The organism is Parabacteroides sp. AF39-10AC (assembly GCF_003635405.1).
GTDB classification, from domain to species: domain Bacteria; phylum Bacteroidota; class Bacteroidia; order Bacteroidales; family Tannerellaceae; genus Parabacteroides; species Parabacteroides distasonis.
The window spans coordinates 17,649-44,345 of sequence record NZ_QTLP01000002.1 but is presented as its reverse complement, the minus strand read 5'-3'; the positions used below and the strand labels follow the sequence as shown (position 1 = coordinate 44,345).

The following is a 26,697-nucleotide window of genomic DNA, read 5'->3' as shown; positions in this document are numbered from 1 at the left end:
ACTATTTATAAATAATGGATATATTCAACAATATCGCCTTTAGACACCATGGCATCTAAAGGCTCGAAGGCAAACGTCCCATCCGTTTTACGGATAAGCACGTAAATGCGTTTATCGGAAGCGGCCATCTTGATAGCCAGCCTCCTTATGTTCTCGTATGTGGCCATCGCCTTGTTCTGCGAGGCGCAATTGCACGGCTTTATCATTTGAACCCGTATTTCTTGAATAACTTATCCAACGCGGGAACAACCCGCTCCTCAATCAAATAAGCCCTAGCCTCCGGGGTCAAACCCAGATGACCGGGGCCGTATTTCTTCTCTAAAGCGTCGTCACCGGCATAGAAACCGATGGATCTCGTGACTATCTTGCCACCATCCTTGCCGCCTTGCACGATCGGCGTTATACTGGCGTGGTAATCGCCTCGTATGATAAGGTTGGGGGTGTTAGGGTCTCGTGGCGGAAGATGGAGTATGTCAGAGGACCTAGGCGGGGTTATGCTTTCCTTCATCGCCTTGTACCATCTGGCCTTGGCCCTCGCCGCCTTTGGGGTCTTCGTGGTCTCCACGAAATACGGGTCATCCAGATAGGTAGGCTTCAAAGGCTCCTTGTTCTCGTCTAACCCGGACATGAGTTGATCAGTGATCAAGTCATGGATCAATCCCTCGCTCTCCCTCAAGCTGTTCGTAACCTCCGGCCAGAAGTTCTTCTCCAGCGTCCTCACGGCGTTCGCCACTCCCGCTATCGTCCCCATGGTTCCTCTCCATTATATCATAAGCGTCACCTAATATCCTCCTTCGATCCGCCATTCCCCGGTCGAGGAAGAAAGATCCCTCGTGAGCCTTCACGAAAGCCTTCCTTCCCATACCGAGACAAGCCTCATCATTGAACGATACCCCGTTTATGACCATTGCTCTATACCTTTAACGTCCTCGGCGTATAACTCGGACGGTCTCTTGAGCGCGGGAGTACCGGAGGACGGGGTAAGAGACAACGTGCCGTCGTCGGGATTATACGTGGCGGCTGTCACGTTATTCCACACGGAAGAGGAACCTAATAGCGTACCGTACATCTCTGTCAAGTCAAAACCTCCATAATGCTCCACGACCTTGTACTTATTCTCGCCTGTAGCCAATTTCTTGACATCCACCCAGACCAACCCCTTCGCCTCGTCCAAGATATCGATATCGCTGGTGAAAGATATGGCGCTCATCCAAGCTTTCTCAACGTCCTTGTAAACAAGGTTGATCGTAAGCGAGGCGTTCTCTCCGGAACTCTTGAACCTCTGTCCACCCGGATAAACGGCACCAAGCTCATATCCCCTGAAATCACCTTCCGTATCGGTCTTCTCTCCATATACGACATTATTCTTGTCGATGAAGATCACCCTCATGCTCTCGTTCTTGAGCTTCATGAGATTGGTTCGCAAGCCCTCGTCATAATCGTTCATCGTGTAAGTCTCGACAAGCTCACTATAACCCGTGATCTTGGACGAGCCATAACCGGTAGCCGATGTCTGCGCCTCGCCTCCGGATGTGGCGTACTCAGCGATCGTCGAGATCGGATAGACACGGTTCGGACGGTCGGCGTGGGCGTACTCTCCCAGCTTCGTGTCAAAATCGGATATCTTGAACGTCATACCTACCGGAGTGAGTATGATCGCCTTGATATAGTCGGGAACGAACGGACACTTGCTCGTGCCGGTATTGAAAATCTCGGAACCGCAGTCCCTGAACATTTTTACTGCCATAATTATCTACATGTTATATTTTTTACATTTAATCTTAAATCCTTAATATCAATAGCGTCTATGCGATCGTCGAACTCGCTTTTCCCCTCGCCATACACGCCAGCCCTTCCATACCTGAAATTATCGGTCTTCACATGGGATACTATCGCCCCGGGACCTATATCAAACTTGCGATCGTTGGATATCCTCCTTATAAGGCTGTCATATACCGGATACAACGTAGCCTTGAAGGACTTCTCCAATCGCTCCTCATTGGTATAATTCCCCAACGTATTCACGGCTATTATCAAGGAAAGGCTCACGGACGTTAAGGAAGGGTTGGACTTGTCCTCGTCGAACGGGGAATATAACCCTATCATAGGATATTTCCTTCCCGCCGTTACGGGTGCCTTCCCCATGGCGGAAAGCGTCTTGGCCATATATTGCCAATCACCGAATTGGTAATTGACCATATACCCAACGTCTTTTGAAACGCCAGCGACGATATCCCTGAATATATCCACCAAGACATTCATATATTCATCTCATTTATATGGGTCAATATATTCCTGTCAATATCCATGTCCTCCTTGAAAGACTCCCTTATGCGATCCGATATCCCGATGTTGATATCCACCATATTATTCCAAGCTTGGGTCATCATCCTTGAGGTATGCGCCAATATCCGCCTCACGTCCACGTCATCGGACGTGGAGGATACGGATATTAGCGTCTCGTTTCTCTGGTAATGAAAATAGACATACATAGCCATGGGAGACCTATCCGATCTCAATATCCCTAGGATATAATCAAACATGTCGTTTCCCTTCCTGCCATTATCGGCGTAATCGACGAATGAGTCATAATATCCTCCCATGAGCGAGACGAGGTACTCGTCCCCGTAGGTCTCGATATACCATACCACGTTCTCCGATATGGCATTGGAAGCCTCATTGGAGAATCCCCCGTCCTCCGGTATCACGAGTCCCTGTATCCTAAGGTCTCCCTTGAAGTACGCATTGTCTATTATCATCGCTATTTATCTTTATCAAGTGACATTTCCGAGTCCCCGAAGACGGATGTCTTGGTATCCGTGTCCGGGATTCTCTTTCTTGTCCCAACCGGCGTCTTTGAGGATATATCGATCATGCCAAGCTCCTTTCGTATGGAATTCTCCTGAATGACCTTGTCGACCTCCATCTCCTCACCCGTTATAATTATAGAAACCCTCATGTCATTATGTATTAAGAGGATTTCTTGATAGCGGTCAATACGTCGGATAACTTGCCATAGGCGAACGCCCACGGGTTGTATACCGGCATGATAACCTCCTCGTCCACGATCACCGCCGTCTGGTTTTTCAATCGGCTCTCGATATCATCGGCGAACTCGATATTGATAGAGGTATAATCCACCAAGGAGGCCCCGTTAACCATGTCCCCTACGAAATAATACCCCGGCATGATACAAGTGGTCTCGACAACGGGTCTTCCGGCCACGTATTTCACGCCGTTCACCAACGTCACGAGATTCAAGTCCCGACCGGACGTATCCTTCAAGGTCTCGATCTCAAACAAGGTGGATGGGTTCATGGCGATCATATTCGGGGTATACTCAGCGTACGTCATGACACCGAAGATAGCCTTGACAGCGTCCCCTAGGTTCGGGGATGCGACGGTGTTGAAGAAATTATTCTTAACCTCGAAGGTAGCGGCGGTGAATACGCCGGAAGCCGTGAAAGCCACCTCTACCATGATCTCCCGATCGTTCATCTTATGGATATCGAAAGTTCCGTTCAGGCCCGTGAACGTGGTTACGCCCTCGATCTTGATCTTCTGGCCGTCAACGATCTTGTCCTGCGGGTTGGTAAACTCCACGATAGTGGCTTTTCCGCCATTGTAGCTTCTCGCTCCCTTGATAGATCCGGCCTCTCCGCTGACAACCGCGTCGGTTATGATATCGGATACGCATTTAACACCATCGTATTTGGTGATACCTTTCAGGTTATCACCCGTTCCATCACCGAACATGATCTGGAAATCCTCGGCCATCCTTACCCATGAGGATAAGCGATTGATCAACCATGAGCGAACATATACCCTAGATTTGAGCAATCTCTTGGACAAATAGAGGAAGGTACCGACACGCTTAACCTCCGAGCTCTCCTCCTTTAACTTGAAGGATGATTGGGATAACCGCCCGTTCTCGGACACGAAAGTGGCGTTACGATCCAAGTCGTAGATCAACTGCCATGTCAACATCGGGAAGGCAGGATCACCCTGATCGACGCTCATGAGATTACGGAAATTGATCTTTTTCTCGCTTACCTGCGTAACGACCCTGTTTTGCTGCTGACTGATCAAGATATTGCCCGTATAACTATCCGTCATACTGACCACGTCCTTCAAATCCAAATGGAAATTCCCGGAGGACTTCGTCTTACCATCTACATATTGCTTGAATTTCTCAGAGTCAAGGAACTCATTGATACTTTTCTCAAGAGGGCTATCCCCCCCCAAGGTGATGCCACGCCCCTTCATTTGCTCAATCTCCTTGCCCATGGACTTGATGATATCACGAATCTCCGTGACTTCCTTATTGTTATTACCGGAACCTAGAGATTTAAGCTTCTCGCTAATCCCGGACATCGTCTCCTCGTACTCCTTCCTGTCTATGACATTAGATCCGTAATCCTCCAGACACTTGTTGACCATCTTCTCGATAGTCCCAAGCGTTTGTTTCTCCTCGTCACTCAACTCACTCTCCTTCTTGGCGAAACTGGAGAAGGACAATACCGGCGCAACCGCCAAGGCATAGGCCGGATCGCCTACGCATGCGATAACGGCAAAAACCACCAAGGTCAACGCCATGATAGCGAGACCTCCTAAATTCTCATAAAAACCTTTCTTCAACATAAATAAATTAATTAATTGTTATTAATAAGATCACCTAGAGACCCTAAAGTGCATCTAGCGGCTTTATGTTTCTCTATCTGAGTGGAGTCTTCCGGCTCAGATATAAGGGTGTTGCTTCTATATATTCTGGAATAACATTTAGGGCAGCGGACATAAGAGGCGAAATCATCAACGGATTTCTTGGAGTTGATTATCTCCAAGATACGGTCTTGTAACTCCGGCTTGATCTTTTCCATCTCCTGATATACCACATCCTCCGTTATCCATCGTGAATAGTCACCGACGGCATCGATCACTTGGCTCTCCAACGTGTGTTCCGGTACTGACCCATAATCGAAAGCCAGCCCGCAATGAGGGCACTGTACTATATTAGATCCGATCAACGCTTTCTCTACGATAGATATGTTAGCCTCAAGAGCCTTGAGCTTATCTCCGCTATATCTCTTATTTAAAGCGTCACGCATCATATTTATATGATCTCTCAAGTCACTACCCCTCAATTCCTTTATATCCATCAAGAATGTCTGAGGATTAGCACCCCAATGGGTCAGCGTGCTATACTCGCCCAAGAACCACTCCTTAACGATAGCCGGGTTATTGGAATCCCGCTTCACGGCCCTGACACCCACGGAATGCTCCAAGGTCTTGCCATGATCCCTGTATAGCTTGTAATCCTCCAGCGTCTCTACGCCTATCTGCTTCTTTAGATTGATCTGCCCGGTCATGACCAGATTGCCATCCTCCTCCACTCCCTCTATAGGGCAGCCAAGAAGCTTGGTCTTGTCATGGTTGAGAAACCACTTGCACCTGTTGAAATTCTCTTGGAGCGTCTTGGAGAAAGAACCGGGAGACGATATATCGCCGTCGCTGTCCTTTATCCCGATACCATTAACGGCCACCTTGACTATTCCTTTCTCATCCACGTCCGTGGACTTGGTCTTAAATAATATGCTTCTATACGGTTCCATGTCGGTATAAATAAAAAGAGCCATACCCCGCAGGATACGACTCCCGCCGGGTATGGCTCTTAGGCTCTAATTCTTTTTTGTTATGTCCTACAAATATAGGGTTAATATATTAAAAAGCAAAACTATAGAATCATTTTTTATCATCATCAACATCACCCCTATCGTCATCGCCCTCGTCGGACGGTTTTTTATTACCAGAAGTCCCTCCAGAAGAGGATGAGACGCTCCTTGATGGACCGCCAGACCTAGCTAAGGATATGATCTCCTTGACCAAGGCCAATTCCTCGGTAGACATATCGTAAACCAACTTGTCATACAAGGGGTTCCCTACCTTGCTCTCCCCTATCTGCGCTCTCCAGTCATTCAACGTCAATACGCCTCCCATGAATTCCTTCTGGCATTTCTCCGATACGATACGCCTCTTCTCTACCATATCCTTATCACGTACTTGCAATACGCTTACGCCACTAAAATCAACGTCTATATACATGCCGGACTTATCAAGGCCAAGAAAGGAGGTCATCGATCGGCAGAATTTCCGGGCCTCAGGAATAACGATATTGGAATAAACGGATATCTCGGCGATATCCTGATTGTCGTATTTGGCCATATCCTTGCGTGGAATCAGCACTGAAGGTATACCATATATACCGGCTATCTGTATAGCGTCCGCCAAAGTCTCCTCGAAAGGCATAAGTTCTTGGATGGACATGTTTATCCTCACGAACTCCGTAGGGACATCCACTATGCTCATCTGGGACCTGTCATTAGTCAACCCATAATTGTCATTCCACTCCTTCCTTATGTTTCTCTTCTCCTTGTCGGTGAGTGGAAGGGAACCATCAGCGTCATATTTCTTGCTTATCAGCAATCCCAAGGCCCCCCTTTTTACGTATATGACATTCCTTGCCTCGTACACGGCGACCAAGTTGGCGATAGGATAACGTTGGGTCTCCAACCTGCTACGTCCCTTTAGATATGAGCTATTCAATCGCATATTTATATCCTTATAGTGGATGACCAGAGACGGGTCTATATCCATAAGTCCCGAGTTGGTGGAAATACGATAGCTGTTGATTATATCCTCCTTTGTTGACGGCTGGAACAAGGGAATGGACATCGGGCTGTTTATCACGACCTGATCACTTGGCAAGACCCAATAGGTATCGCACCATTTCCATAGCTCCTTAGGCTTTATCCTCCCTACAGACGGGGAGGCCTGCCAGAATCCATTACCTGTCACATACTTATAGACAAAGAACATCTTAACCAAATCCTCGAACGAGAACAAAGGGTTAGGATCGCTAAAAAAACGGTTCATCTCCTCGTTATTGAACACCACGGAATCATCCTTCGCCAATTTTAATTGATAATTGCCGCCCGCTATCCTGCTAGCCAAGAAATCCACGGGGAAAAAGACCTCTCCCATGGTCTCGAAAGCCTCGATAAAATTCCCGGAACAGGTATAGGGGCTGAACACCCCCAGATAACCGGACAAATCCACGAGTCCTCTCGACCTTGGAGGACGATCGGGCACATTCGCCACCTTATCCTCTTTCCTGAAAAAATCAAACAAACCCATAATATATTCGTTTTAAATATTGTTTCGTACCAAAATCTCCGCTATAGCGGATAGGCAACACAGCGACTCCCCTCCATCCTTGCCCCCATAATCTAGCATATTCTCGACAAACGACAGATAATCATCCTTCTCCTCGTAATTGTCGAGAAAATAAAATCGATCTCTCACGGTCTCCGAATGGGCGGATATCCTCAATCTTGCATCAGAAGCCCTCTTCCTTATCCTTATATCGCACTCCCCGGTCTCCCTTATCTCCCTAGCTACAGGGAAATAAGCCTTGTCGCTCTCAAACACGACATCCCCCCATCCTATAGGGCGCAAGAAATCCCTTAGAACTCCAGCCTCCGTGATATCCCTCAACGAGGCATCCAGAACGTACGCCTTCCCGTCCATCAATGCCACCTTTGCCATACCCGCAAGCCCATCAGGATTGACTGCCACATAGACTATCCTCGTGGCGTTCGATATATCCAATTTTACGTGATCGTAATATCTCATATCCTCCTCCTTATTTTTATTGTGCCTTCTCCTTAGCGAGAAAGACGTATACCTATCCTTTAATATCTCCGTGACAAAATAACGCTTGGCATCGCTAAGGTGACCGGCCTTCTCGTAGGACTGACCCGTAATCTTGTCCTTTACCCTCTGCTTGAGCATCGCCCCGTTGACATCCTTCTTAACCGTTATATAATCGTTTATCGACGTATCGCAACTCTCATCGATCATGATGGACACGTCTTTTATATCTCCGGAATATATCGCGTTGATAAACTCCCCGGTCATGGATACGGAAGGGTTCGACCTAGGCAACCTGTCCTCGCTGCGGAATCTCTTGTCTATACCCTCCTTGAACTTATCGAAAAAAGACCTCTTATCGTCATCTATCGTATTCCCGGCCTTGGTCGATACATCCCCATAAAGATAGACCATATCATCATGCCCTATCCCCTCCAGATATTCAACGGCGATCTCGGCGGCCTTGGTGACCGTGTTGAACGGATCGGACGGGGTTTCCTCGTGAATTTGCCTTATCCTCGTTATATCCCCGGTCTCAACCTGCCAAAAAGAGATGGAGATATAAGGCAGGACGTTGTTATCTATCGATATATGCACGGGAGCCTTGACATATGGGCACTTGCCCTTATGCTTGGCGGGGTCGAAGGCGTGGAAGAACTCGCCACCCGTCCTTATCGTCCCCCACTCGCCCAAGGCGTATATCAGATAATAAGCGTAATCTCTTTCCTTGTCCCTCTCGAAATCCGCTATCGTCTGAGCGTCATAAAAGCCATACGTGCCATCAGGAGACCCTACGACCCAGAAATTATTAAGATAGGTGGACTTGATGATAACCATATCCGGGCGGTGCGTCTCGTAAGTCTTTTTTCTTGGGTTGTATATGGTCCGCTCGGAATTGACCCATTTCCTCCCTACCTCGGAATATTCCTTTGGCAGTATCTTACCCGTTACGCTATCCTTGAGCTTCCCGTACAGATGATTGTCCACCTCGGTCAATGTCTCGGTATCAAATATCTTTTTCTTGATCCAATGATCCTCCGATATCGGGTTAAATAGAGCTACGATCTTCTGTCCCTTGCGACCACGGAGACGCTTCCTTATCTGTTTCAAGTCGGATTCATCGAACTCGGATATCTCCTCGCAAAACACGTACTGATAAGATTCGAGGCCCTTGATCTTCTCCGGATCGTCCAGCCCTTTGAACCGGATATAGGAACCGTTGAAACACCTTATAAGGTTCTCCAAGGGCCTGAAGAAGGACTCTATATGCAGGGACTTAGCCGCCTCTTGGAACGTCTTATAAATACTGTCCACTATGGTAGCGCCGGTCTTACGGAATACCATCGTGTTATAGCCCTTGGATATACATTCCAACAGGAAGGCTTGGGCCGCTGAGAAAGACTTGGCGGAAGACGATCCCCCGTACATGAAGATGAACCTTATATCGTCATTCCCCAACGCCAGCTTCAAATGGTGAAAGTTCGGATTGAACCTCTTGTAGCTTATTATCCTCCTGTTATCCGTATCAGCTCCCAAAATATTAAATATAGAACAATTATAAAATTATAAACCTCGTATTTTTTCTAACAAACATATCCATTTATTTAAAAATAGAACACTAATCATCTATTCCGGTATCTATTCCGATCAGCGATTTGCCAAGGTCTACCACGGTTGGAGCGTCAAAGCCAAGCATCTTACAGATACGCTCTATGGCTTTCAGCTTATCGTGCATCTCTATCTTGACATATTCCACGTCAATGATTTCCGGGTCATCGCTCGTCCCTATATTTTTCTTCAGGATTTTAGTAGATATGCTCTTGATAGCCGACTTCTCCTTGTCCGTTAGACTCTCGAACTCCTTGCGCTCTATCCATGTATTGTGGAGGTGGGCTATGGACGAGAACGCTATGTTACCTAACTCGCCTAGTAATTTCTCCTTGGTTATATCTGACTTAACTTTCTGCTCCTCTTGCAGTTCCCTTACCCTTGACTGAACCTTGACATCATCCAATAAAGCCGAAGCCTTCTCCCATACGGACTTATCTTTCCATTTTTCGCAAGAGTAGGCACGCCTGTACGCCTCGGAAGCGTTCCCGCCGCACTCGATATAATAATTACAGAAATTCTCTTGTTTTTGTGTCAACCTCTTCATTTTCCCATAACGATTTTGATTTCTTTCTTGCATTTCTTGCACCAGCAATAATAGATCCCCTTGGAGCCATAATCATAGTGGCCAATCCAATTATGATGGACAGGACAGTAAACGTCCACTTGTTGCCTTTGAGATGAGTTGTTATAAAAATCCATAAGTGACCTATATTATATTGTTAAACATAATATCCAATCAATAATACAAGTCACAAACTTGAAGCAAATATAGACAAAATTCTTTATATCCTAAAATAGCAAGGTTAAATTGGGTATATTCGCGGGTGTTAATCATTTATATACCATGAACGAGGAACTTAAACAACTTTTGGAGTGGTTTGATAACTATCAAATCACATTTAATGAAATCAGACTAAGCCCGTGTCAATACATATTTGACCTACGGAAATTTATATCGGTCCAAACGAACTCTGTCCGGAAAAATTGGGAAAATCCCACATTTGAATATGATATCATAAGCCTCTATCAACTTAAAAAGGTCTTGGAGGAAAAAGAGAAAGAAAATAAGGAATGACAATCATTGTATCGTGGATATTCCCTAAATTTGTATAGTGTTTAACTAAATAACGAATATCATGGCAAGAACAACGGATTACAAGTTAAAAGGAGAGAAAATCAAGGGGCAAATAGACGAGTTAGTAACCGCTCTTTTGGAGGAGAGGATAAATTCCTTTGACGAGAACAATAAGAAAGTAAAGGTTGCAAATGTAGACCTGGAAGGGTTGAGCAATATTGAGTTGCAGCAGTTACAAGTACGTGTATCTAAACTCTTACTAGAAAGGACAAAATAGTCCTATTTGTCGCATCCAAAAAGTATAACGCCCGTGTTTTTTCTGACACGGGCGTTTTTTATTGGTCTATTTGTCTTATAAGTATCAAAAGCCTTTTCCTTTTTGTCTCATAAATATCCGGTATTCGCCTTTATCTAAATTGTCTATCCTAAAATCAACCTTGGCTCCATCTGGAACAAACGACGGGACATGCCCCGCTAGCTTTTTTATTATTTCGTCAATGTTATTATATCCTATATCCGTAAATGAGAATATCTCCTTGCCTTGATATATGACACTGCCTTTAATCATCTGTCTAAAAGATATTTTCATCTGATCATCAGGGTAATATTTCACAGGATCCTCATATACCATTTCTTCCTTTTTTTGGTTAAATACAAAATCAATAACCTTATTGTTTATCTCAGAGACTATAGAGTAATCCGGTCTTACATATATCTCTGTAGTCTTATGAGCGCTTGAATGATTCATACAGAAAGCCACGTCATACATTGAGGCTTTTATATCGTTTCTCGCTATGGTTCCCCATGAATGCCGGAAATTATACATACATATAGCATTGAGACCGCCATGTTTGCAAATACGTTTCAATCCAGAGTTCATATTTGCGTTGAAAGAATCGTCATCACGATAGGTTTTATGGAAATTAAACAAAAACTCATCATCATCCGGTGTAAAGTATTTTTCCATGACAGGACGGAGAATATCCGGAACAATAATCTCCATATACGCCTTATCCCTTCTGAATTTTTGGGTCTTAGCCCTATTATAACAGAATGTCCAGCCTTTCAAATTGGACTTCTTTGCCCTAAAAAGGTCTACGGTATTAATTCCTGCCAAGCAAAAGACCATCAAGGCTACATCCCTAGCCAACTCTGGAAGTGATAATATCATCTTTGTCGGAGGTATGGGTGTGGCGAAAAACTCACGAACGAAGTCCGCATCCAAGGCCCTGTGATCGGGGGTGTCCGCATTGGGGATTTTTACCTTTAGCCAAGGATTAGTCTTGATCCTGATTATGCCCCTATCGTAATCGTTGAACTCATTTATTGCAGCTTTAAAAATCTGGCGAACATTAACAGGATACATTTCTTTCGCCCTTGCCGTTGGCAATAAGGTTTTTATCCAGTCATTTATGAATTTCGTGGTAAACCGGGAAAACATCAACTTGCTAGTTCCCGCAAATCTCTCAAGATGACAATAGGCCAACTCATAATTCTTGGCGTTACGGGCCATGCCTCTAACTGTTTCCATTTCCCGTTTATACTTTCTCGCATAATCAGAAAAACAGATATCCTCATCCGCTTTTTCCAGATATTCCACTAGGGTTTTTACATCCCATTGCGATATATCCTCTTTGTTCGCTCTCTCCACATATCGCATGATTACATCTGAACAGAAGGATACGACAAAAGGATCTTTCACCTCCCCCGTGCGAGTCAACCCTTTTTTATCAACCATTTTATCCATTTTTATATAAGAGGATTTACGGTTATGGGTTACTCTGATGTAAACAGGATAGAAGCCATCAGAACGCTGCTTTCTAACACAAATCTTAAAAGTTGCCATATATCAACACTTTATACATTAAATTTATGGTGTAAACACGGTGTAAACGCCATGTGCAAATATAGCAAACAAAGTGTAAACATCACATATCATTCAGATCATTTTACGCTAATAATGACATAAAAATATAAGGCTGATAAACAAGACTCAACCCGTCTATCAGCCTTATATATTGATATTTAAGACTTGCAGTTTTTAACAGCCTATCCTTCTATAGCCGCTTGCGCCGCCGCGATACGAGCGATGGGCACTCTAAAAGGTGAACATGATACGTAATTCAAGCCAACTTTATGGCAGAACTTAACGGAAGAAGGCTCACCACCATGCTCGCCGCAAATACCACATTTCAAATCCGGACGGATGGCACGACCTTTCTCAGTTGCCATACGAACCAGCTGTCCTACACCATTTTGGTCTAGTACTTGGAACGGATCGACCTTCAAAATCTTCTTCTCTAAGTAAACCGGTAAGAAGGAAGCGATATCGTCACGAGAGTAACCAAATGTCATCTGAGTCAAGTCATTCGTTCCGAATGAGAAGAATTCAGCGCTGGAAGCGATACGATCCGCTGTCAATGCCGCACGAGGAATCTCGATCATCGTACCTACCTTGAATTCGATACGATCGCCAACTTCCTTGAATAGCTCTTCGGCCGCGGTACGGATCACCTTCTCTTGTTCCTTGAATTCATATAAGATACCTGTTAATGGTACCATGATTTCCGGTTTAGCCTCAATACCTTCTTTCTTCAAATCCAAAGCGGCACCTAAAATGGCCCGAGTCTGCATTTCCGTAATTTCCGGATATGTATTACCTAGACGGCAACCACGGTGACCCAACATCGGGTTATGCTCGCAAAGAGATTCCACACGTTTTTGGATCTCCTTAACGGACACGCCCATAGTCTCAGCCATTTCCTCTTGACCTTTCAAATCGTGAGGAACGAACTCATGCAAAGGAGGATCGAGCAAACGAACGGTAACAGGACATCCGGCCATAGCCTTGAAGATACCCTTAAAGTCCTCTTTCTGATAAGGAAGGATCTTCGCCAACGCTTTCTTACGACCTTCAGCGTCCTCGGCCAAGATCATCTCACGCATAGCTTTGATCTTCTCACCCTCGAAGAACATATGCTCCGTACGGCAAAGGCCAATACCAACGGCACCGAAGCTACGAGCGATCGAAGCGTCGTGAGGCGTATCAGCGTTTGTACGAACTTGCAATTTTGTATATTTATCGGCTAAAGCCATTAACTCCTCGAAATCACCCGATAACTCAGCGGCTTTTGTCTCAACCTGCCCGACATAGACTTCTCCGGTCGTACCATTGATAGAGATATAATCACCTTCTTTCAAAGTCACGCCATCAACGTCTACAGTCTTATTCTTATAATCGATGTTCAAGGCACCAGCACCGGATACGCAGCACTTCCCCATACCACGAGCTACAACAGCGGCATGAGATGTCATACCTCCACGAGCGGTAAGGATACCTTCGGCGACAGCCATACCGGCCAAGTCTTCCGGAGAAGTCTCAATACGGACCATGACAACCTTTTTGCCATCGGCATGCCATTTAGCGGCATCATCAGCGAAGAATACGATCTGTCCGGTAGCGGCACCCGGTGAAGCCGGCAAACCTTTTACCCACACTTTCGCCAGTTTCTCGGCTTTTTTATCGAATACAGGGTGAAGCAACTCATCTAATTTATTCGGCTCGATACGGTTCAACGCTGTTTTCTCATCAATCATACCTTGATGCAATAAGTCGATAGCGATTTTCACCATAGCGGCACCGGTACGTTTACCGTTACGGGTTTGCAAGAACCAAAGTTTACCCTCTTGTACGGTAAATTCCATATCTTGCATATCCCGATAATGATCTTCCAATTTCTCTTGGATAGCGTCTAATTGCTTATAGATTTCCGGCATGGCTTCTTCCATGGACGGATATTTAGCGATACGTTCTTCTTCTGAGATTCCGGCACGTTCAGCCCAACGTTGTGAACCGATCTTCGTGATCTGTTGCGGGGTACGGATACCTGCTACAACATCCTCACCTTGAGCGTTAATCAAGTACTCGCCATTAAACAAGTCCTCACCATTACCCGCGTCACGAGAGAAACAAACGCCTGTAGCGGAAGTATCGCCCATATTACCGAATACCATGGCTTGTACGCTAACCGCCGTTCCCCACTCGTCTGGAATACCTTCCATCTTACGATACAGGATAGCACGCTCATTCATCCAGCTATTGAACACGGCACAGATAGCGCCCCACAATTGCTCATAAGCGCAAGTCGGGAAATCCTGTCCGGTCTGGGCCTTAACGGCTGCCTTAAATTTAGAGACCAATGTTTTCAAATCTTCAACGTCAAGCTCGTTATCTAACTTAACGCCTTTCGCTTTCTTTACTTCCTCGATGATCGCCTCAAACGGATCGATATCCTCTTTGCTTGTCGGTTTCATGCCTAATACGACATCTCCGTACATTTGAACGAAACGACGATAGGAATCCCAAGCGAAACGAGCGTTGCCCGTCTTACGAGACAATCCTTCCACTACCTCGTCGTTCAAGCCAAGGTTCAATATCGTATCCATCATACCCGGCATGGACGCACGGGCACCGGAGCGAACTGAAACTAACAGAGGATTGGCAACATCACCGAACTTAGAGTTCATTAACGTTTCGATATTAGCGATCGCCTTCTCAACATCCGCTTTCAGCAACTCTACGACTTTATCTTTGCCTAACTCGTAATACTCTATACAAACTTCTGTTGTAATCGTGAATCCCGGAGGAACCGGTACACCAATCAGATTCATCTCGGCAAGGTTAGCGCCTTTACCACCCAGCAGATTTCTCATATCTGCCTTACCTTCGGCTTTTCCATTTCCGAACGTGTAAACTCTTTTTCTTTCCATATTCGACAGTATTGAATTTAGATTCTAGTTTTGTTGATTTCAACTGTTATATTGCTATCTCAACTTTGCAATGCTGCAAATATATGCTATTTCTACTTTGCAAGCACGAATAGCGTTAAAGATTTTTACATGTTTTACAACTATTCTTTACCATTTATATCCAGCAAATGCTTACATTTGCGTGCGGAAGTTTGTTGACGCTTCCATTTCCCATCGGATTTCCCGCCTATCTCTTTGCCCCTTACATATAATTATATGATCTTTTTCTTTTATTTGTGTCTATTTATTTCCAATAGGAAGACTCAGGAGTTTTTTGCTGAAGAAACTTTAGTTTCTACAGCATGAAACTAAAGTTTCTCCCTAGTGGAACTAAAGTTTTTCTATAGCAAAACAAAAGTTTTCCTTATAAGAAATTTTAAGAAACTGCAATATATTGATTTATAAACACATACTATACATCCCTTTCTGTCCATAATCATATCTTCATCAATCTTGATAGAATAACGAGAACTGTTTGCCGGACTCATTTAAGTATATAGAACGAAGCTCTTTGTTCTTAGCGGAATTGTAAGTATTTTTGCGAAGCGAATTTAAAACTTAACGACATTGGCAAGAAAGAAGAAACAGTTGCCTATATTAGAAAAGGTAACCATTACGGACGTAGCCGCCGAGGGCAAGGCTATCGCAAGAGTGAACGATATGGTGGTATTTGTACCCTTCGTCGCTCCGGGAGACGTGGTTGATATTCAACTGACCCGTAAGAAGAATAGTTATGCGGAGGGGAAACCTGTATATTTCCATGAGTACTCGGCCAAACGTGCGGAGCCGTTTTGTGAGCACTTCGGTGTCTGTGGAGGTTGCAAGTGGCAACATCTTCCCTATGAGGAACAACTTTACTATAAGCAAAAACAGGTCTACGATAATCTTACCCGCATCGGGAAAGTCGAAATGGAAGAGAAACTTCCGATCTTAGGTTCCGAGCGCACGACTTTCTACCGGAACAAGCTTGAGTTTACTTTCTCAAACAAGAAATGGCTTACGGAGGAAGAGATCCAGTCCGGTGCTTCTTTCGATTGCATGAATGGTGTCGGGTTTCATATACCGGGGATGTTCGATAAGGTATTGGACATCCATAAATGTTGGTTGCAAGATGATATATCGAACAAGATCCGTCTTTGCGTCAAGGAATATTGCCTATCTCATGAGGGATATCCTTTCTTCGATTTACGGAACCAAGAGGGATTCGTTCGTACGTTGATGATCCGTACGGCATCCACTGGGGATTTGATGGTCGTATTGGTTTTCTTCCATGAGGATGTAGAGCGCAGGGAAGCGTTATTATCTCATCTGGCGGAACGATTCCCGGAAATCACGTCCTTGATGTACGTCATCAACGGCAAATGTAATGACACGATCACCGACCAAGAAGTTCTCGTATTCAAGGGAAAAGATCATATCATCGAAGAGATGGAGGGGCTTCAATTCAAGGTAGGTCCTAAGTCTTTCTATCAGACAAACAGTGAACAGGCTTATAATCTATATAAAGTGGCTAGAGAATTCGCGGGTCTTACCGGAAATGAGATGGTGTACGATTTATATACCGGGACAGGTACGATCGCAAATTTCGTCTCTCGTCAAGCAAAGAAGGTTATCGGCATCGAATACGTACCGGAGGCTATCGAGGACGCAAAAGTGAATTCCGCCTTGAACCATATAGAGAACACGCTTTTTTATGCCGGTGATATGAAAGATATCCTTACGCAGGATTTCATAAACCAACACGGACGTCCAGATGTTATTATTACCGATCCACCACGTGCCGGTATGCATGATGATGTGATCAACACTATTCTCTTCGCCGAGCCGGAACGTATCGTTTACGTTAGCTGCAATCCTGCTACGCAAGCCCGCGATTTGAGTTTGTTGAGCGTGAAATACTCCGTCAAGAAAGTCCGTCCGGTCGATATGTTTCCTCATACACATCATGTGGAGAACGTGGTTTTGCTTGAGAAAAAATAAACATATAATATAATGTATAGGAAATACGTCCCCTTTCTGCTCTTTTTGTTCTTCTTGTATGGTTGCAACGGTAACAAACAAGAGGAGAAAGAGGACGTTTCCGTTTTCGTGGATTTACCGCAACTGAAAGCGGAAGGCGAGATCACGGCGGTGACTTTATACAGTTCTACCTCCTACTTCCAATATAAGATGCAACCCATGGGTTACGAATACGATCTGATAAACGATTTTGCCAAGAGCCAAGGTTTGAAATTAAACATCAAGGTCGCCGAGAATCCTGCCCGTCTGATCGAGATGCTAGAAGCCGGCGAGGTCGATGTTGTAGCCTACCCCATCCCAATCAATAACAAGCTGAAACAAGAGGTCATTTATTGCGGCCGGGAGGATATCTCCAGTCAAGTATTGATACAACGGGCCAATAAAGGCGATAAGCTTCTTACCGATGTCACTCAATTAATCGATAAGAATGTTTACGTAAAGCCTAACACCAAATACTCCGAACGACTGAAGAACTTGGATGAGGAACTCGGCGGAGGAATCCATATCCAAAAAGTGGAAAATGACTCCATTGCTACCGAAGATCTTATCGAGATAGTCTCCTTGGGCGAAATTCCCTATACGATCAGCGATGATAACACCGCCCGCCTAAACAAGACTTATTATTGGAATATCAATGTCGATCTAAAGGTTAGTTTTCCCCAACGCTCTTCATGGGTGGTAAGGAAAAGTAGTCCGGACTTGGCGAAGGCCATCGATGAATGGGCTTCTGATAAAACGGGTAAACATTCTTTCAAGGCAGTTACTAAGCGGTACTTTGAATTAAGCAAGCGACCTTTTACCGCAGATATTCCGGAGGTAAAGAATGGACATATTTCCCCGTATGACCCTTTATTCAAGAAACATGCGAAAAACATCGGATGGGATTGGCAGCTGCTGGCGTCTATTTCCTATCAAGAGTCTCATTTCAATCCTACGGTTGTATCGTGGGCCGGTGCCGAGGGGCTTATGGGAATCATGCCAAATACGGCGAAGGCATTAGGTGTCACCCCGCATGAATTGAAAGATCCGGATACGGGAATCCGTACGGGAGTAGATTGTTTACGGCGCTTCCGTCAAGGTTTTTCTGAGATTACGGATCCTGAAGAAAAAGTCAAGTTTACCCTAGCGGCTTACAACGCTGGGATCGGACATATTTACGATGCGCAGCGATTGGCCCGAAAATATGGAAAAGATCCCAATAAATGGGATAATAATGTAGCGGAATATATTCGTTTGAAAAATGATCCCGAGTATTATAACGATCCTGTTTGCAAGCATGGATACTTGCGTGGCTCAGAAACATATAATTACGTGCGGGAAGTGTTGGAGCGTTATCATTACTACAAGAAAAAGTCATAGTTATAAAAAAATTCATAGCTATGAGTGAAAGTAGTCATAACTATGAATTTTCTGCAAGTAAATGCCACTTAAAAATTATAGGCGACACCTATGCCTAATATTTCCTTGAACTGGACCTTCGCCCCCCGTTTCTCTCCATTATCCTCAAAAGTTTTCACGTCGTTATCATATTTAAGCGTCGTATTGAGTGTAGCGGACAGGAATTTATTAATCTTCATGCTTATCAATACATCCCAATTGACATCGATATTTCCGAATTGATCGCTATAAGGAGTGAAAAAGTCAGCTGTAGTAATCAAGTTCACGTTTTCCATCACGATTAATTCCGCACGAGCTTTCAAGTAAGCTCCCCATTCCATTCTGAAGCGATCTCCCGGATCGACCCCGAAAGCTCCTAACTCGGAAAGGTAATCATCCTCCACGAAAGTCATCTTCGTGGAAGCCGGAGAAAGATAAACCGAATAATTGCTTTTGGGACGATATTCCATACCTACGGAGATATTCGAATACGCCGGCGCAAAGAAGTTCGATATATAATGTGTCTTATCCGGATAATTATATCCTTTGGCAAACTGGGTGTTTAAATCTCCCATCAACGTATAATACCATACATTATTGGTGGAATATCCTAATTGGGTAGACAGGGTTATATTATCGGTACTTTTCCTCATTCCCTGCGATTTAGTCTTTGATAATCCGTAATCGAGAGCGAGATTGGTTACCCATAACCAGTCACCGCTTTTATGTGTTAATGCCCCATTCAGATACGCATTTCCGGCAACAGAGTTCTCACCGCCAGCCGACCAATTCGACATCGCCGTTTGCGACAAGTTCAAACCTGTCACACCTTTCAGTACCCATTTGCCTTCCTCATATCCTTTATCATCCGTTTGACTATATGTGATTGTCGTTAATGCGACAAACAATGTCATGAAGAATATACGTTTCATATTGTGATATATTTTAGTTATTAAAAAATAAGACGTCCTATCATTTAAACAGGTTTGATTAATTTTTGTTTAGAAAAGCCTGAAGTTGAAAGGGTGTCACATTTGTTACACCTTTATGCTGATAAACCCCTTATTTTTGTATCCGATAATTAAGTAATTTGATTTATGGAACAGTTACATGCACACGAAGTCCTTCATATGATGGAGGGTAATAGTTATTCAGAAGCTTCTTTAAAAGAAGCGATCGTTAAGACTTTTGGTGAGGATCAGCGTTTCTATACTTGTTCGGCGGAAAATATGGATGCGGATGAGTTAATCGTATTTCTGAAACAAAAGGGGAAATTCATGCCTGTCGAAAATGGTTTCACGGTAGATATTACAAAGGTTTGTAATCATTAAAGATTCTACGACACTATCAATGACTCTAGGCTAAATCAAAAGAATTTAGCCTAGAGTCATTTGCCTAAAGTTAAAAAAGACTTTCGATTCTACTCAATGGATAATACTATTCCTATAAATAATCGCAAATGATTTTTGCATCAATTCATAATCTTTATCAGAGACATAACTTGGCCTACGGTTACCTGCGTGATTTATCATCCAGACAAAAGACTCTATATACTTTAGTATCTTATTTGACTTATCACTTTTTATACGTGACAAATAATCCATTTTTCCTAAAAGATAATTACTCACTTCAAGAACACTCATCTTATTACACTCATTCAACAATGATATTAATTCAAGGTCTTCCATAATCTTTATTTTTATTACTACAAATATAATATATTTAATCAAATAAACAAATCATATAGACAGATTTTCATCTTTAATTCTTTTACATAAAATAGCAAAAATGGGAAATGAACACATCTCTAAATTATATACCACTAATCTAAATGAGATCATTGAAGTTCATTGCCATTAGATAGGAAGTAGTTTCCTTAAAAAGAAATCAGATGATCCTGCAACAATAAAAATAGGCTTAAAAGAAAAATATTTAATAGATTTGTTTTGATATTCAAATAATAAAGATTATGTTTGATGCGCATTTTGTTGCAAGTGAAAATATTGGGGATTTTTTGACGTTCTGGAATAACACAGACAGCAACCCGGCAAGTTTTGTACTACCGGATTGTTTTTTATCCATGATTGATCCTATACGTGTAAAAGTGTGAGTCCGAAAACCTACCATACCTGCGAGCCTTCCAACAAACATTCTATAGGCCTTTTATGTTATGGTTGTAAAATGGTCTATTTATGCTTACTGGTTTTTTAAATACCTTAGCGACTATAATAAGTGTGACAAGCCTTCTGATTGTCACCTATGGTGCATTAATCGGAGTCATCTCATTTTTCAGAAATGAACTTAAGCGACTTACTGGTAATTATTCCATTACTAACATAAGAAAACTAAGAGCTGCATTCGGTACATACTTACTTCTCGGACTAGAATTTTTGATAGCGTCAGATATCTTAAAAACAGTATTGGAACCAACACTTAATGAATTGGCCATTTTAGGTGGAATAGTCGTGCTGAGAACAGTTCTGTCTGTCTTTCTGAATAAAGAGATCAAGGAACTAGAGACTGAAAATAAAGATACCGAGTAGATCCCATAAAGTTTTCAAGGGAAAGTACAGAAAAATGGCGCTTAAGTCTTGCATGAACAGAATTTAAACGCCATGAAGTAAAGTTAGAAAACCAAACCGCTCGGCCTTCACAGGTGAAGCGGAAGTGGATATATTGCCTTAAACTAATACCTTATATTATTACAACCAGATTAAAGATCATAATGTTTATACTTTTGATGAATTTCAATAGCCAAAATAAAACAGAAAATAAAAATCCGCATCCAGCGTCACTGCTACATGCGGATCAAAAATAACAAACTCTTACAAGAGTTAGGCACTACATAAAGTTGTATTATACTAATAAGCAGACTGAACCGCATCAAAGTGTTGATTCCTTATGTTGTTTTTTTCTCATCATTTACATATTCCAAAATGTCGCTTGGCTGACAGTCTAATGCTCTACAAATTGCCTCTAGGGTACTAAAACGAATTGCTTTCGCCTTTCCCGTTTTTAAGATAGAAAGGTTAGATAATGTCAAACCAACTCTTTCAGAAAGTTCGTTCAAAGAAATCTTCCGCTTTGCCATCATTACATCTAAGTTTACAATAATAGGCATAATTAAACTGTTAAGTCATTCTCTGATTTCATATCTATCGCATTTTGCAATAATTTTTCAAATACAGCCACGGCTGTCGCAACTACGATAGCGACAAAAGTAGTTACGATACAAATGGCAAGAAAACCTGCGGGGTCATCTTCTGTATTATGGGTCAACCTTATAAATAGTCCTGCCACCACGATTAAAATACTTAGTAAGATCGCACAATGCTTTATGTTCTTCAAAGTCTTTACAGAGTTTGTTGAAAACACTTTATTTTGCCCAATATAACCGAGCAACCTAAAAGCATTGTACAACGCAACAAAAAAAGCGATTGACGCTCCATATCCATATAAGATAAATGGATCAGCGTAAGTACTAAATAAATCTAGGTGTGTGGCTCGTCCCTCAGTTAAGGGAAACCAAATCAAAATAATAAGTGCCACAATACCGATAAGAACAATAACTGTTTGAAGAAATGCTGTTGAAATTCTTTTCATGACGTATGATGTTAATTTTAAACGACGTTGCAAATGTAATAAATATTTATTGATAAACAATAAATGAATAGCGAAATTCAAAAAACAGTCTCTTTCTCAAGCTAATTAAAAAATCTGGACTTGAATCGCCAGTGTAGTGTCGAAGTACAATGATCTCCCATTTGGAAGGGAGAATGGGAATAGAAGAAAAAAAGAACGCCTACCTGAAAAGTGGTAGACGCTCATTGCATACGGTTATTGGGACAAATATAGAGTTTATTTCTATCTTGGATTATCCTATTCATTAATAACTACTTCATCTCTTCTCCCTTTTCATTAAAGATAGCGATAGCCTCCTTGCCTTCGATTACCAAAATCACTTTAAAGAGTTTACCTTCAGTCTTTTCCGCAACATATACCTCTTGGATCGCTGAATCCGGATAAGATTTTTAATTAAACAATCTATTCATATTAACGTAATCAATAGATATAGAACAACGGATATGCCGAATTTCGCCTATCTACAGATAATCATGACACACAACATCTTATATTTTAGCATTAACATATGGATTCCATGCGGAAACAAATAAAAATCCGCATCCAGCTTCACAGCTACATGCGGACCAAACAAATAACAAACTCTACTTATATGAAAAAACAAATACTACTAACAAATTATTATACGATGACTACTATCAAGATGACTTCTGAGTCATTTTATAGTATAACAGAAGATTGTTTGAAAAGGTTCACCAGTAATTTCTTTTAGGCTGAGAGCTTTTCTTTTTATCGACTGTTTGAATATAAAACATTTCAAGCTGCAAATTGTTTTACAAACAAAGATAAAAATGATGATTGATCGGTTTGAGGCATGATTAAGAAGTTACTTTCTATATTATTGTTTATGATAATGCTCTTTGCCTTCCGGATGAATGCGGAAGCGGATGAGGAACACTTTTCTAACGGTTCCTATCGTTAGCGCACTAGGATTAACATTAAATGAAAGCGCTTCCGACGCTATGGTTGGTGGAGCGGTTACCCAAAACGACAAATTTCAAGTAAAACACGGCGATTACTCCTAAATATTTAGGGATAATCGCTTTTTTATGAATAGATTTCAAGTAAAATTAGGACATTTATCCAATTATATCCGTAATTTTAGCCCAATTAAATCAATAGCAATTATGGAAAGAATCGTTAATCATCCTATTTTAACAATTCCACAAGAGGGAGAACACACTTTTTTATTCAATGGCAAACCCGTAACGGGAATGAAGGGTTTTACCATCGCCGCCGCCTTACATCAGGCCGGCTATCCAGTACACAGTCATAGCGTAAATGGCCGCAACCGTTCGTTGAATTGCGGTATCGGTAAATGTGGCGCCTGCGAAATGCTGGTAGACGGAGAAGTAAAGCGTATCTGTATTACGAAAGTAGACAATGTAAAGGAAGTATCGGAAATAACAGTACAGAATTATACGACAGATTCCCAAATAGAACCCAGAGAAGAACCGGTAGAGATCTATCGAACCGATGTGGCCATCATTGGTGCCGGCCCCGCTGGATTAGCTTGTAGGGAAACCTTAAAAGAGCTAGGCTTGAACAGCATCGTAATCGATAGCAATGATAAGATTGGCGGTCAATTCTTGATGCAAACCCATGCATTTTTCTTTTTCGAGAAAGAGCGGCGCTTTGGCGGTATGCGTGGTTTCGATATAGCGAAAACTTTAGCCGGAGACGACCACTCTGGTATTTTCTTACATTCTACGGTCTGGGATATCCTACAAAATAAGCGTATTGCCGTAAAAGACATGCTTAACCATAAAAATTTCTATGTAGAAGCTCAAGCCTTGATAGTCGCTACTGGTGCGGTTCCTTTTATGCCGACCTTCGAGAATGATGATGTGCCCGGAGTTTATACAGCGGCAGTCGTACAGAAAATGATGAACGCTGAATTCACGTTACTCGGCAAAAACATATTGACAGTAGGCGCCGGTAATATAGGTTACCTAACGTCTTACCAATTGATGCAAGCCGGAGCGAAAGTCAAGGCTATTTTAGAGGCGATGCCCCATGAAGGTGGATTTCCGGTACAAGCGAATCGAATTCGCCGCCTTGGCATACCTATTTATACCTCTCATATGCTTTTGAAAGCCATTCCAAACCAGGATCGGACAGGTATCACCGGCGCGGTTGTCTGCGAATGCGAGAACTTCAAGCCAATCCCGGGAACAGAGAAAGTGATTGATGGTATTGATGTTATTAATATATGTACAGGATTGATTCCCGACAACCAATTGCTAACCAAAGGCCAATATACATTTGGAAAACGTTGTGCCGGCGTAGGTGATGCCGTACGAATCGGAGAAGGTACTACCGCCGTACTAAGAGGAAAGCAAGCCGCTTATGAGATCGCCCAAGAGCTAGGCGTACGTTTCAACTACAACGATTACTTACAAATATCTAAGGAATACATCGACTCCCAGCAACATCCGATCCGCATCAAGGAAGAGTCCCCAAGGCCCACTCCCGAACGTCAAGCCCAACTCCCTTTCGTTCGTTTGGATTGCCTATACGGTTTCGCTTGTAACCCTTGCTCTTTCGCTTGTCCTCAAAAGGCGATCACCAAAAGCTCCACCAGCGTAACGCCCGAGATCGATTACGAAAAATGTACCGGCTGTATGCAATGCGTATCCCATTGTCCGGGGCTGGCTATTTTCGGCTACGATACCCGGAAGCAAAACTTATTCTTACCGGTAGAATACGAGGTAGAAGAAGGTGCCGAGGTGTGGCTCGTCGATGATAACGGGAAGAAACAAGGCGAAGGTATCATTGAGAAAGTATTAAAGAAGCCGACAAAAACAAACGTGGCCCGTGTGAAAGCGGCAGGAATGGAAAACGATGCCTTATTGAATATCACAGGATTCATCGTAAAAGAAAACTATCCGGAGGAAATCGACTTCAAGCAAGAGCCGGAGTGTGAGTCGGAGACCTATGTTTGCCATTGCGAGGACGTATCTTTGGACGAGCTACTTTCCGCCATTGGGGATCGTAAATATATCTCCGTCGACGAGGTAAAACATATCACCCGCCTAGGAATGGGGCCATGCCGGGGAAAACGCTGCATACCCCGCCTACGCATGAAACTAAGGGAAAAAGGTATCGAACTGGTAGGCGACGCTACCCCCCGTGCTCCCCTATCTACCCGCTTCGTCCTAGGGGAAATGTATCCGCAGCGTCAGATAGCGGATACCTATAAAGTAGATTCCGGAAAGCAGGTTCGTAAGACGGAAGTCTTAATCGCCGGCGGAGGTATAGGTGGTAGCGCATTGTTCCGTTATTTTGCGGAAGCCGGTAAAAAGACCGTGCTTATTAATGCGGATCGAGGATCATCATGGCGTAATATCGGTGGTGGTCGTCCAGCGTTCTCGATCCCCGAATTAGCGGAGATCGCCCGTAATAACCAAACGATATTCGAGGAGACACAAAAAGAATACGATATCCATTACCGTGAGATACGCTATATCACGTTCGCCCACGACGAGGCTACCTACAATGATCTGGAACGTTCCTGCGGTTGGTCCAACGCTTATTTGATCGACAAGAAAGACTTCCAGAAAGAGGTGTCTCCCTACTTCAACACGAACCAAAACACCTATTTCGCCGCACAAATCTCCCAGCATTGTTGGCAAGCTACCCCGGGGCGTGTGATAGACTTTATACGAAACAAAGGCAAAGAGCGGCAAGGTGAGGTTTTGGAAGACACACACCTAGTGGAAGTACACAAAAACGGTGGAAAATATCACGTCTTATTATATACGCATGATAAGCGATACATCGAATACGAATGCGATCATTTCGTGAACGCCCTCGGTTATAGCGCCGAGCGTTTCGCCCGCATGCTAGGCCTTTACACCGGCCTCTATCCGGTCAAGCACCAAGCGTTGATTACCCATCGCCTACCGAATCTGGGTAAAGACGGGGATATCCTCGATATGTTGATAGACCGCCGGAAACGTAACGACTTCTCCGCTGTCTACGGTCAGCAATTCGCCGAGACCGGACAGATTATCGCTTGCGCCTCCCCCGCTGTCGACGCTAAAGCGGAGATCAGCAATTTTGATGAGTTGAAGTTTAATACCCGTCGTTTCATGGAGATCATCTCCGAGGTGTTCTGCGATTGGATTCCATCGTTAGCCACAGTACCCGTACAAGCCACATGGTCCGGTTATTATGTAGAGCCTCGCTACATTATCGATCCGGATAACGGACTATTCGTCGGTTTGCAAGGTCACGGCTTCATGCTCGCTCAATACTTGGCTAAGCTATACGTAGATAAAGCGTTAGGCCGTACCGTTCCGGATTATATGGAGCGATTGAGGCTCGATGGAGACGGAATTAGTGAGAAAGCTTTCAAATAAACTATAAATAAAACAAAACCTCCTCTACCACAATTGGTAAGGGGAGGTTTTGATAAAACCAATCTTTTCTATTTTTGTTATTCTATATCCATA

Annotated in this window: 25 protein-coding genes; 7 read left to right on the top strand and 18 right to left on the bottom strand. The window is 43.4% G+C overall.

Annotated elements, in window-relative coordinates; translation table 11 throughout:
* Positions 1 to 5: 5 nt before the first annotated feature.
* The 12 genes from DW033_RS01970 to DW033_RS01920 form a co-directional block, all read right to left on the bottom strand.
* Entirely contained in the window at positions 6 to 206 is a 201-nt protein-coding gene (locus DW033_RS01970) for a hypothetical protein (protein ID WP_121956741.1), read from the bottom strand.
* The gene (locus DW033_RS01965) at positions 203 to 751 is read right to left on the bottom strand and encodes a hypothetical protein (protein WP_122382355.1); all 549 of its coding nucleotides are present in this window, start codon (positions 749 to 751) and stop codon (positions 203 to 205) included. Before DW033_RS01965 ends, DW033_RS01970 begins: the two co-directional genes overlap by 4 nt.
* Entirely contained in the window at positions 648 to 908 is a 261-nt protein-coding gene (locus tag DW033_RS24355) for a hypothetical protein (protein WP_122144560.1), read from the bottom strand. Before DW033_RS24355 ends, DW033_RS01965 begins: the two co-directional genes overlap by 104 nt.
* A complete protein-coding gene (locus DW033_RS01960; RefSeq protein WP_122382354.1) occupies positions 899 to 1,747 on the bottom strand; it encodes a hypothetical protein in 849 nt (282 codons plus the stop codon). Before DW033_RS01960 ends, DW033_RS24355 begins: the two co-directional genes overlap by 10 nt.
* A 2-nt stretch (positions 1,748 to 1,749) precedes the next feature.
* On the bottom strand, positions 1,750 to 2,262 hold the full coding sequence (locus DW033_RS01955) for a hypothetical protein (RefSeq protein ID WP_121956745.1): 513 nt from the start codon (positions 2,260 to 2,262) through the stop codon (positions 1,750 to 1,752).
* Entirely contained in the window at positions 2,259 to 2,759 is a 501-nt protein-coding gene (locus DW033_RS01950) for a hypothetical protein (RefSeq protein ID WP_121956746.1), read from the bottom strand. Before DW033_RS01950 ends, DW033_RS01955 begins: the two co-directional genes overlap by 4 nt.
* A 2-nt stretch (positions 2,760 to 2,761) precedes the next feature.
* Complete coding sequence (locus tag DW033_RS01945) at positions 2,762 to 2,959, bottom strand: hypothetical protein (protein WP_122382353.1); 198 nt, start codon at positions 2,957 to 2,959, stop codon at positions 2,762 to 2,764.
* A gap of 11 nt (positions 2,960 to 2,970) precedes the next feature.
* Positions 2,971 to 4,641 carry a phage major capsid protein gene (locus tag DW033_RS01940; protein ID WP_122382352.1) on the bottom strand — a complete coding sequence of 557 codons (1,671 nt, stop codon included), beginning with the start codon at positions 4,639 to 4,641 and terminating at the stop codon, positions 2,971 to 2,973.
* Positions 4,642 to 4,652: 11 nt separating this feature from the next.
* Positions 4,653 to 5,609, bottom strand: coding sequence for a phage prohead protein (locus tag DW033_RS01935; RefSeq protein WP_147423661.1), 957 nt, complete (start codon positions 5,607 to 5,609; stop codon positions 4,653 to 4,655).
* 130 nt (positions 5,610 to 5,739) lie between these two features.
* On the bottom strand, positions 5,740 to 7,191 hold the full coding sequence (locus DW033_RS01930) for a phage portal protein (protein WP_122382351.1): 1,452 nt from the start codon (positions 7,189 to 7,191) through the stop codon (positions 5,740 to 5,742).
* Positions 7,192 to 7,203: 12 nt separating this feature from the next.
* Positions 7,204 to 9,135, bottom strand: a complete 1,932-nt coding sequence (locus DW033_RS01925) for a PBSX family phage terminase large subunit (RefSeq protein WP_122382350.1) — start codon at positions 9,133 to 9,135, stop codon at positions 7,204 to 7,206.
* Between the two features lie 190 nt (positions 9,136 to 9,325).
* Positions 9,326 to 9,862 (bottom strand): terminase small subunit, encoded by a 537-nt coding sequence (locus tag DW033_RS01920; protein ID WP_158595232.1) that lies wholly within the window; start codon positions 9,860 to 9,862, stop codon positions 9,326 to 9,328.
* 592 nt (positions 9,863 to 10,454) lie between these two features.
* On the opposite strand from DW033_RS01920, the gene DW033_RS01910 reads away from it, so the two are divergent.
* A complete protein-coding gene (locus DW033_RS01910; protein WP_122382348.1) occupies positions 10,455 to 10,670 on the top strand; it encodes a hypothetical protein in 216 nt (71 codons plus the stop codon).
* Positions 10,671 to 10,754: 84 nt separating this feature from the next.
* Here the strand turns inward: DW033_RS01910 and DW033_RS01905 are convergent, their stop codons facing one another.
* Together DW033_RS01905 and ppdK are read right to left on the bottom strand one after the other, a co-directional pair.
* Positions 10,755 to 11,993: a site-specific integrase gene (locus DW033_RS01905; protein WP_233554123.1), complete on the bottom strand. Its 1,239-nt coding sequence runs from the start codon at positions 11,991 to 11,993 to the stop codon at positions 10,755 to 10,757.
* A gap of 449 nt (positions 11,994 to 12,442) precedes the next feature.
* Positions 12,443 to 15,163 (bottom strand): pyruvate, phosphate dikinase, encoded by a 2,721-nt coding sequence (ppdK, locus tag DW033_RS01900; RefSeq protein WP_121772374.1) that lies wholly within the window; start codon positions 15,161 to 15,163, stop codon positions 12,443 to 12,445.
* A gap of 606 nt (positions 15,164 to 15,769) precedes the next feature.
* Here ppdK and rlmD point away from each other — a divergent pair.
* Together rlmD and DW033_RS01890 are read left to right on the top strand one after the other, a co-directional pair.
* On the top strand, positions 15,770 to 17,182 hold the full coding sequence (gene rlmD, locus DW033_RS01895; RefSeq protein ID WP_005857064.1) for a 23S rRNA (uracil(1939)-C(5))-methyltransferase RlmD: 1,413 nt from the start codon (positions 15,770 to 15,772) through the stop codon (positions 17,180 to 17,182).
* 12 nt (positions 17,183 to 17,194) lie between these two features.
* Positions 17,195 to 18,580 carry a transglycosylase SLT domain-containing protein gene (locus tag DW033_RS01890; RefSeq protein ID WP_122382347.1) on the top strand — a complete coding sequence of 462 codons (1,386 nt, stop codon included), beginning with the start codon at positions 17,195 to 17,197 and terminating at the stop codon, positions 18,578 to 18,580.
* A gap of 68 nt (positions 18,581 to 18,648) precedes the next feature.
* On the opposite strand, the gene DW033_RS01885 is transcribed toward DW033_RS01890, so the two are convergent.
* Positions 18,649 to 19,530, bottom strand: coding sequence for a DUF3078 domain-containing protein (locus DW033_RS01885; RefSeq protein WP_008772198.1), 882 nt, complete (start codon positions 19,528 to 19,530; stop codon positions 18,649 to 18,651).
* A gap of 165 nt (positions 19,531 to 19,695) precedes the next feature.
* On the opposite strand from DW033_RS01885, the gene DW033_RS01880 reads away from it, so the two are divergent.
* Complete coding sequence (locus tag DW033_RS01880; RefSeq protein WP_005862370.1) at positions 19,696 to 19,929, top strand: YecH family metal-binding protein; 234 nt, start codon at positions 19,696 to 19,698, stop codon at positions 19,927 to 19,929.
* A gap of 93 nt (positions 19,930 to 20,022) precedes the next feature.
* On the opposite strand, the gene DW033_RS01875 is transcribed toward DW033_RS01880, so the two are convergent.
* Positions 20,023 to 20,286, bottom strand: coding sequence for a hypothetical protein (locus DW033_RS01875; protein WP_005862371.1), 264 nt, complete (start codon positions 20,284 to 20,286; stop codon positions 20,023 to 20,025).
* Between the two features lie 504 nt (positions 20,287 to 20,790).
* Here DW033_RS01875 and DW033_RS01870 point away from each other — a divergent pair.
* On the top strand, positions 20,791 to 21,141 hold the full coding sequence (locus DW033_RS01870; protein WP_008772200.1) for a DUF1622 domain-containing protein: 351 nt from the start codon (positions 20,791 to 20,793) through the stop codon (positions 21,139 to 21,141).
* A 356-nt stretch (positions 21,142 to 21,497) separates the two neighbouring features.
* On the opposite strand, the gene DW033_RS01865 is transcribed toward DW033_RS01870, so the two are convergent.
* Positions 21,498 to 21,719, bottom strand: a complete 222-nt coding sequence (locus tag DW033_RS01865; protein WP_005862373.1) for a helix-turn-helix transcriptional regulator — start codon at positions 21,717 to 21,719, stop codon at positions 21,498 to 21,500.
* A 2-nt stretch (positions 21,720 to 21,721) separates the two neighbouring features.
* Positions 21,722 to 22,201, bottom strand: a complete 480-nt coding sequence (locus tag DW033_RS01860) for a DUF2975 domain-containing protein (protein ID WP_057326559.1) — start codon at positions 22,199 to 22,201, stop codon at positions 21,722 to 21,724.
* Positions 22,202 to 23,127: 926 nt separating this feature from the next.
* Between DW033_RS01860 and DW033_RS24445 the strand changes: the two genes are divergently transcribed.
* Together DW033_RS24445 and DW033_RS01850 are read left to right on the top strand one after the other, a co-directional pair.
* A complete protein-coding gene (locus DW033_RS24445; RefSeq protein WP_008772202.1) occupies positions 23,128 to 23,265 on the top strand; it encodes a hypothetical protein in 138 nt (45 codons plus the stop codon).
* 102 nt (positions 23,266 to 23,367) lie between these two features.
* Positions 23,368 to 26,604, top strand: coding sequence for an FAD-dependent oxidoreductase (locus tag DW033_RS01850; RefSeq protein WP_057326558.1), 3,237 nt, complete (start codon positions 23,368 to 23,370; stop codon positions 26,602 to 26,604).
* Positions 26,605 to 26,697: the final 93 nt, after the last annotated feature.

Coding starts and splice junctions, on each gene's coding strand:
- DW033_RS01970 (WP_121956741.1), bottom strand. CDS start 206: ATGATAAAGCCGTGCAATTGCGCCTCGCAGAACAAGGCGATGGCCACA.
- DW033_RS01965 (WP_122382355.1), bottom strand. CDS start 751: ATGGGGACGATAGCGGGAGTGGCGAACGCCGTGAGGACGCTGGAGAAG.
- DW033_RS24355 (WP_122144560.1), bottom strand. CDS start 908: ATGGTCATAAACGGGGTATCGTTCAATGATGAGGCTTGTCTCGGTATG.
- DW033_RS01960 (WP_122382354.1), bottom strand. CDS start 1,747: ATGGCAGTAAAAATGTTCAGGGACTGCGGTTCCGAGATTTTCAATACC.
- DW033_RS01955 (WP_121956745.1), bottom strand. CDS start 2,262: ATGAATGTCTTGGTGGATATATTCAGGGATATCGTCGCTGGCGTTTCA.
- DW033_RS01950 (WP_121956746.1), bottom strand. CDS start 2,759: ATGATAATAGACAATGCGTACTTCAAGGGAGACCTTAGGATACAGGGA.
- DW033_RS01945 (WP_122382353.1), bottom strand. CDS start 2,959: ATGAGGGTTTCTATAATTATAACGGGTGAGGAGATGGAGGTCGACAAG.
- DW033_RS01940 (WP_122382352.1), bottom strand. CDS start 4,641: ATGTTGAAGAAAGGTTTTTATGAGAATTTAGGAGGTCTCGCTATCATG.
- DW033_RS01935 (WP_147423661.1), bottom strand. CDS start 5,609: ATGGAACCGTATAGAAGCATATTATTTAAGACCAAGTCCACGGACGTG.
- DW033_RS01930 (WP_122382351.1), bottom strand. CDS start 7,191: ATGGGTTTGTTTGATTTTTTCAGGAAAGAGGATAAGGTGGCGAATGTG.
- DW033_RS01925 (WP_122382350.1), bottom strand. CDS start 9,135: ATGTACGGGGGATCGTCTTCCGCCAAGTCTTTCTCAGCGGCCCAAGCC.
- DW033_RS01920 (WP_158595232.1), bottom strand. CDS start 9,862: ATGAAGAGGTTGACACAAAAACAAGAGAATTTCTGTAATTATTATATC.
- DW033_RS01910 (WP_122382348.1), top strand. CDS start 10,455: ATGGCAAGAACAACGGATTACAAGTTAAAAGGAGAGAAAATCAAGGGG.
- ppdK (WP_121772374.1), bottom strand. CDS start 15,163: ATGGAAAGAAAAAGAGTTTACACGTTCGGAAATGGAAAAGCCGAAGGT.
- DW033_RS01890 (WP_122382347.1), top strand. CDS start 17,195: ATGTATAGGAAATACGTCCCCTTTCTGCTCTTTTTGTTCTTCTTGTAT.
- DW033_RS01885 (WP_008772198.1), bottom strand. CDS start 19,530: ATGAAACGTATATTCTTCATGACATTGTTTGTCGCATTAACGACAATC.
- DW033_RS01880 (WP_005862370.1), top strand. CDS start 19,696: ATGGAACAGTTACATGCACACGAAGTCCTTCATATGATGGAGGGTAAT.
- DW033_RS01875 (WP_005862371.1), bottom strand. CDS start 20,286: ATGGAAGACCTTGAATTAATATCATTGTTGAATGAGTGTAATAAGATG.
- DW033_RS01870 (WP_008772200.1), top strand. CDS start 20,791: ATGCTTACTGGTTTTTTAAATACCTTAGCGACTATAATAAGTGTGACA.
- DW033_RS01865 (WP_005862373.1), bottom strand. CDS start 21,719: ATGCCTATTATTGTAAACTTAGATGTAATGATGGCAAAGCGGAAGATT.
- DW033_RS01860 (WP_057326559.1), bottom strand. CDS start 22,201: ATGAAAAGAATTTCAACAGCATTTCTTCAAACAGTTATTGTTCTTATC.
- DW033_RS24445 (WP_008772202.1), top strand. CDS start 23,128: ATGAGGAACACTTTTCTAACGGTTCCTATCGTTAGCGCACTAGGATTA.
- DW033_RS01850 (WP_057326558.1), top strand. CDS start 23,368: ATGGAAAGAATCGTTAATCATCCTATTTTAACAATTCCACAAGAGGGA.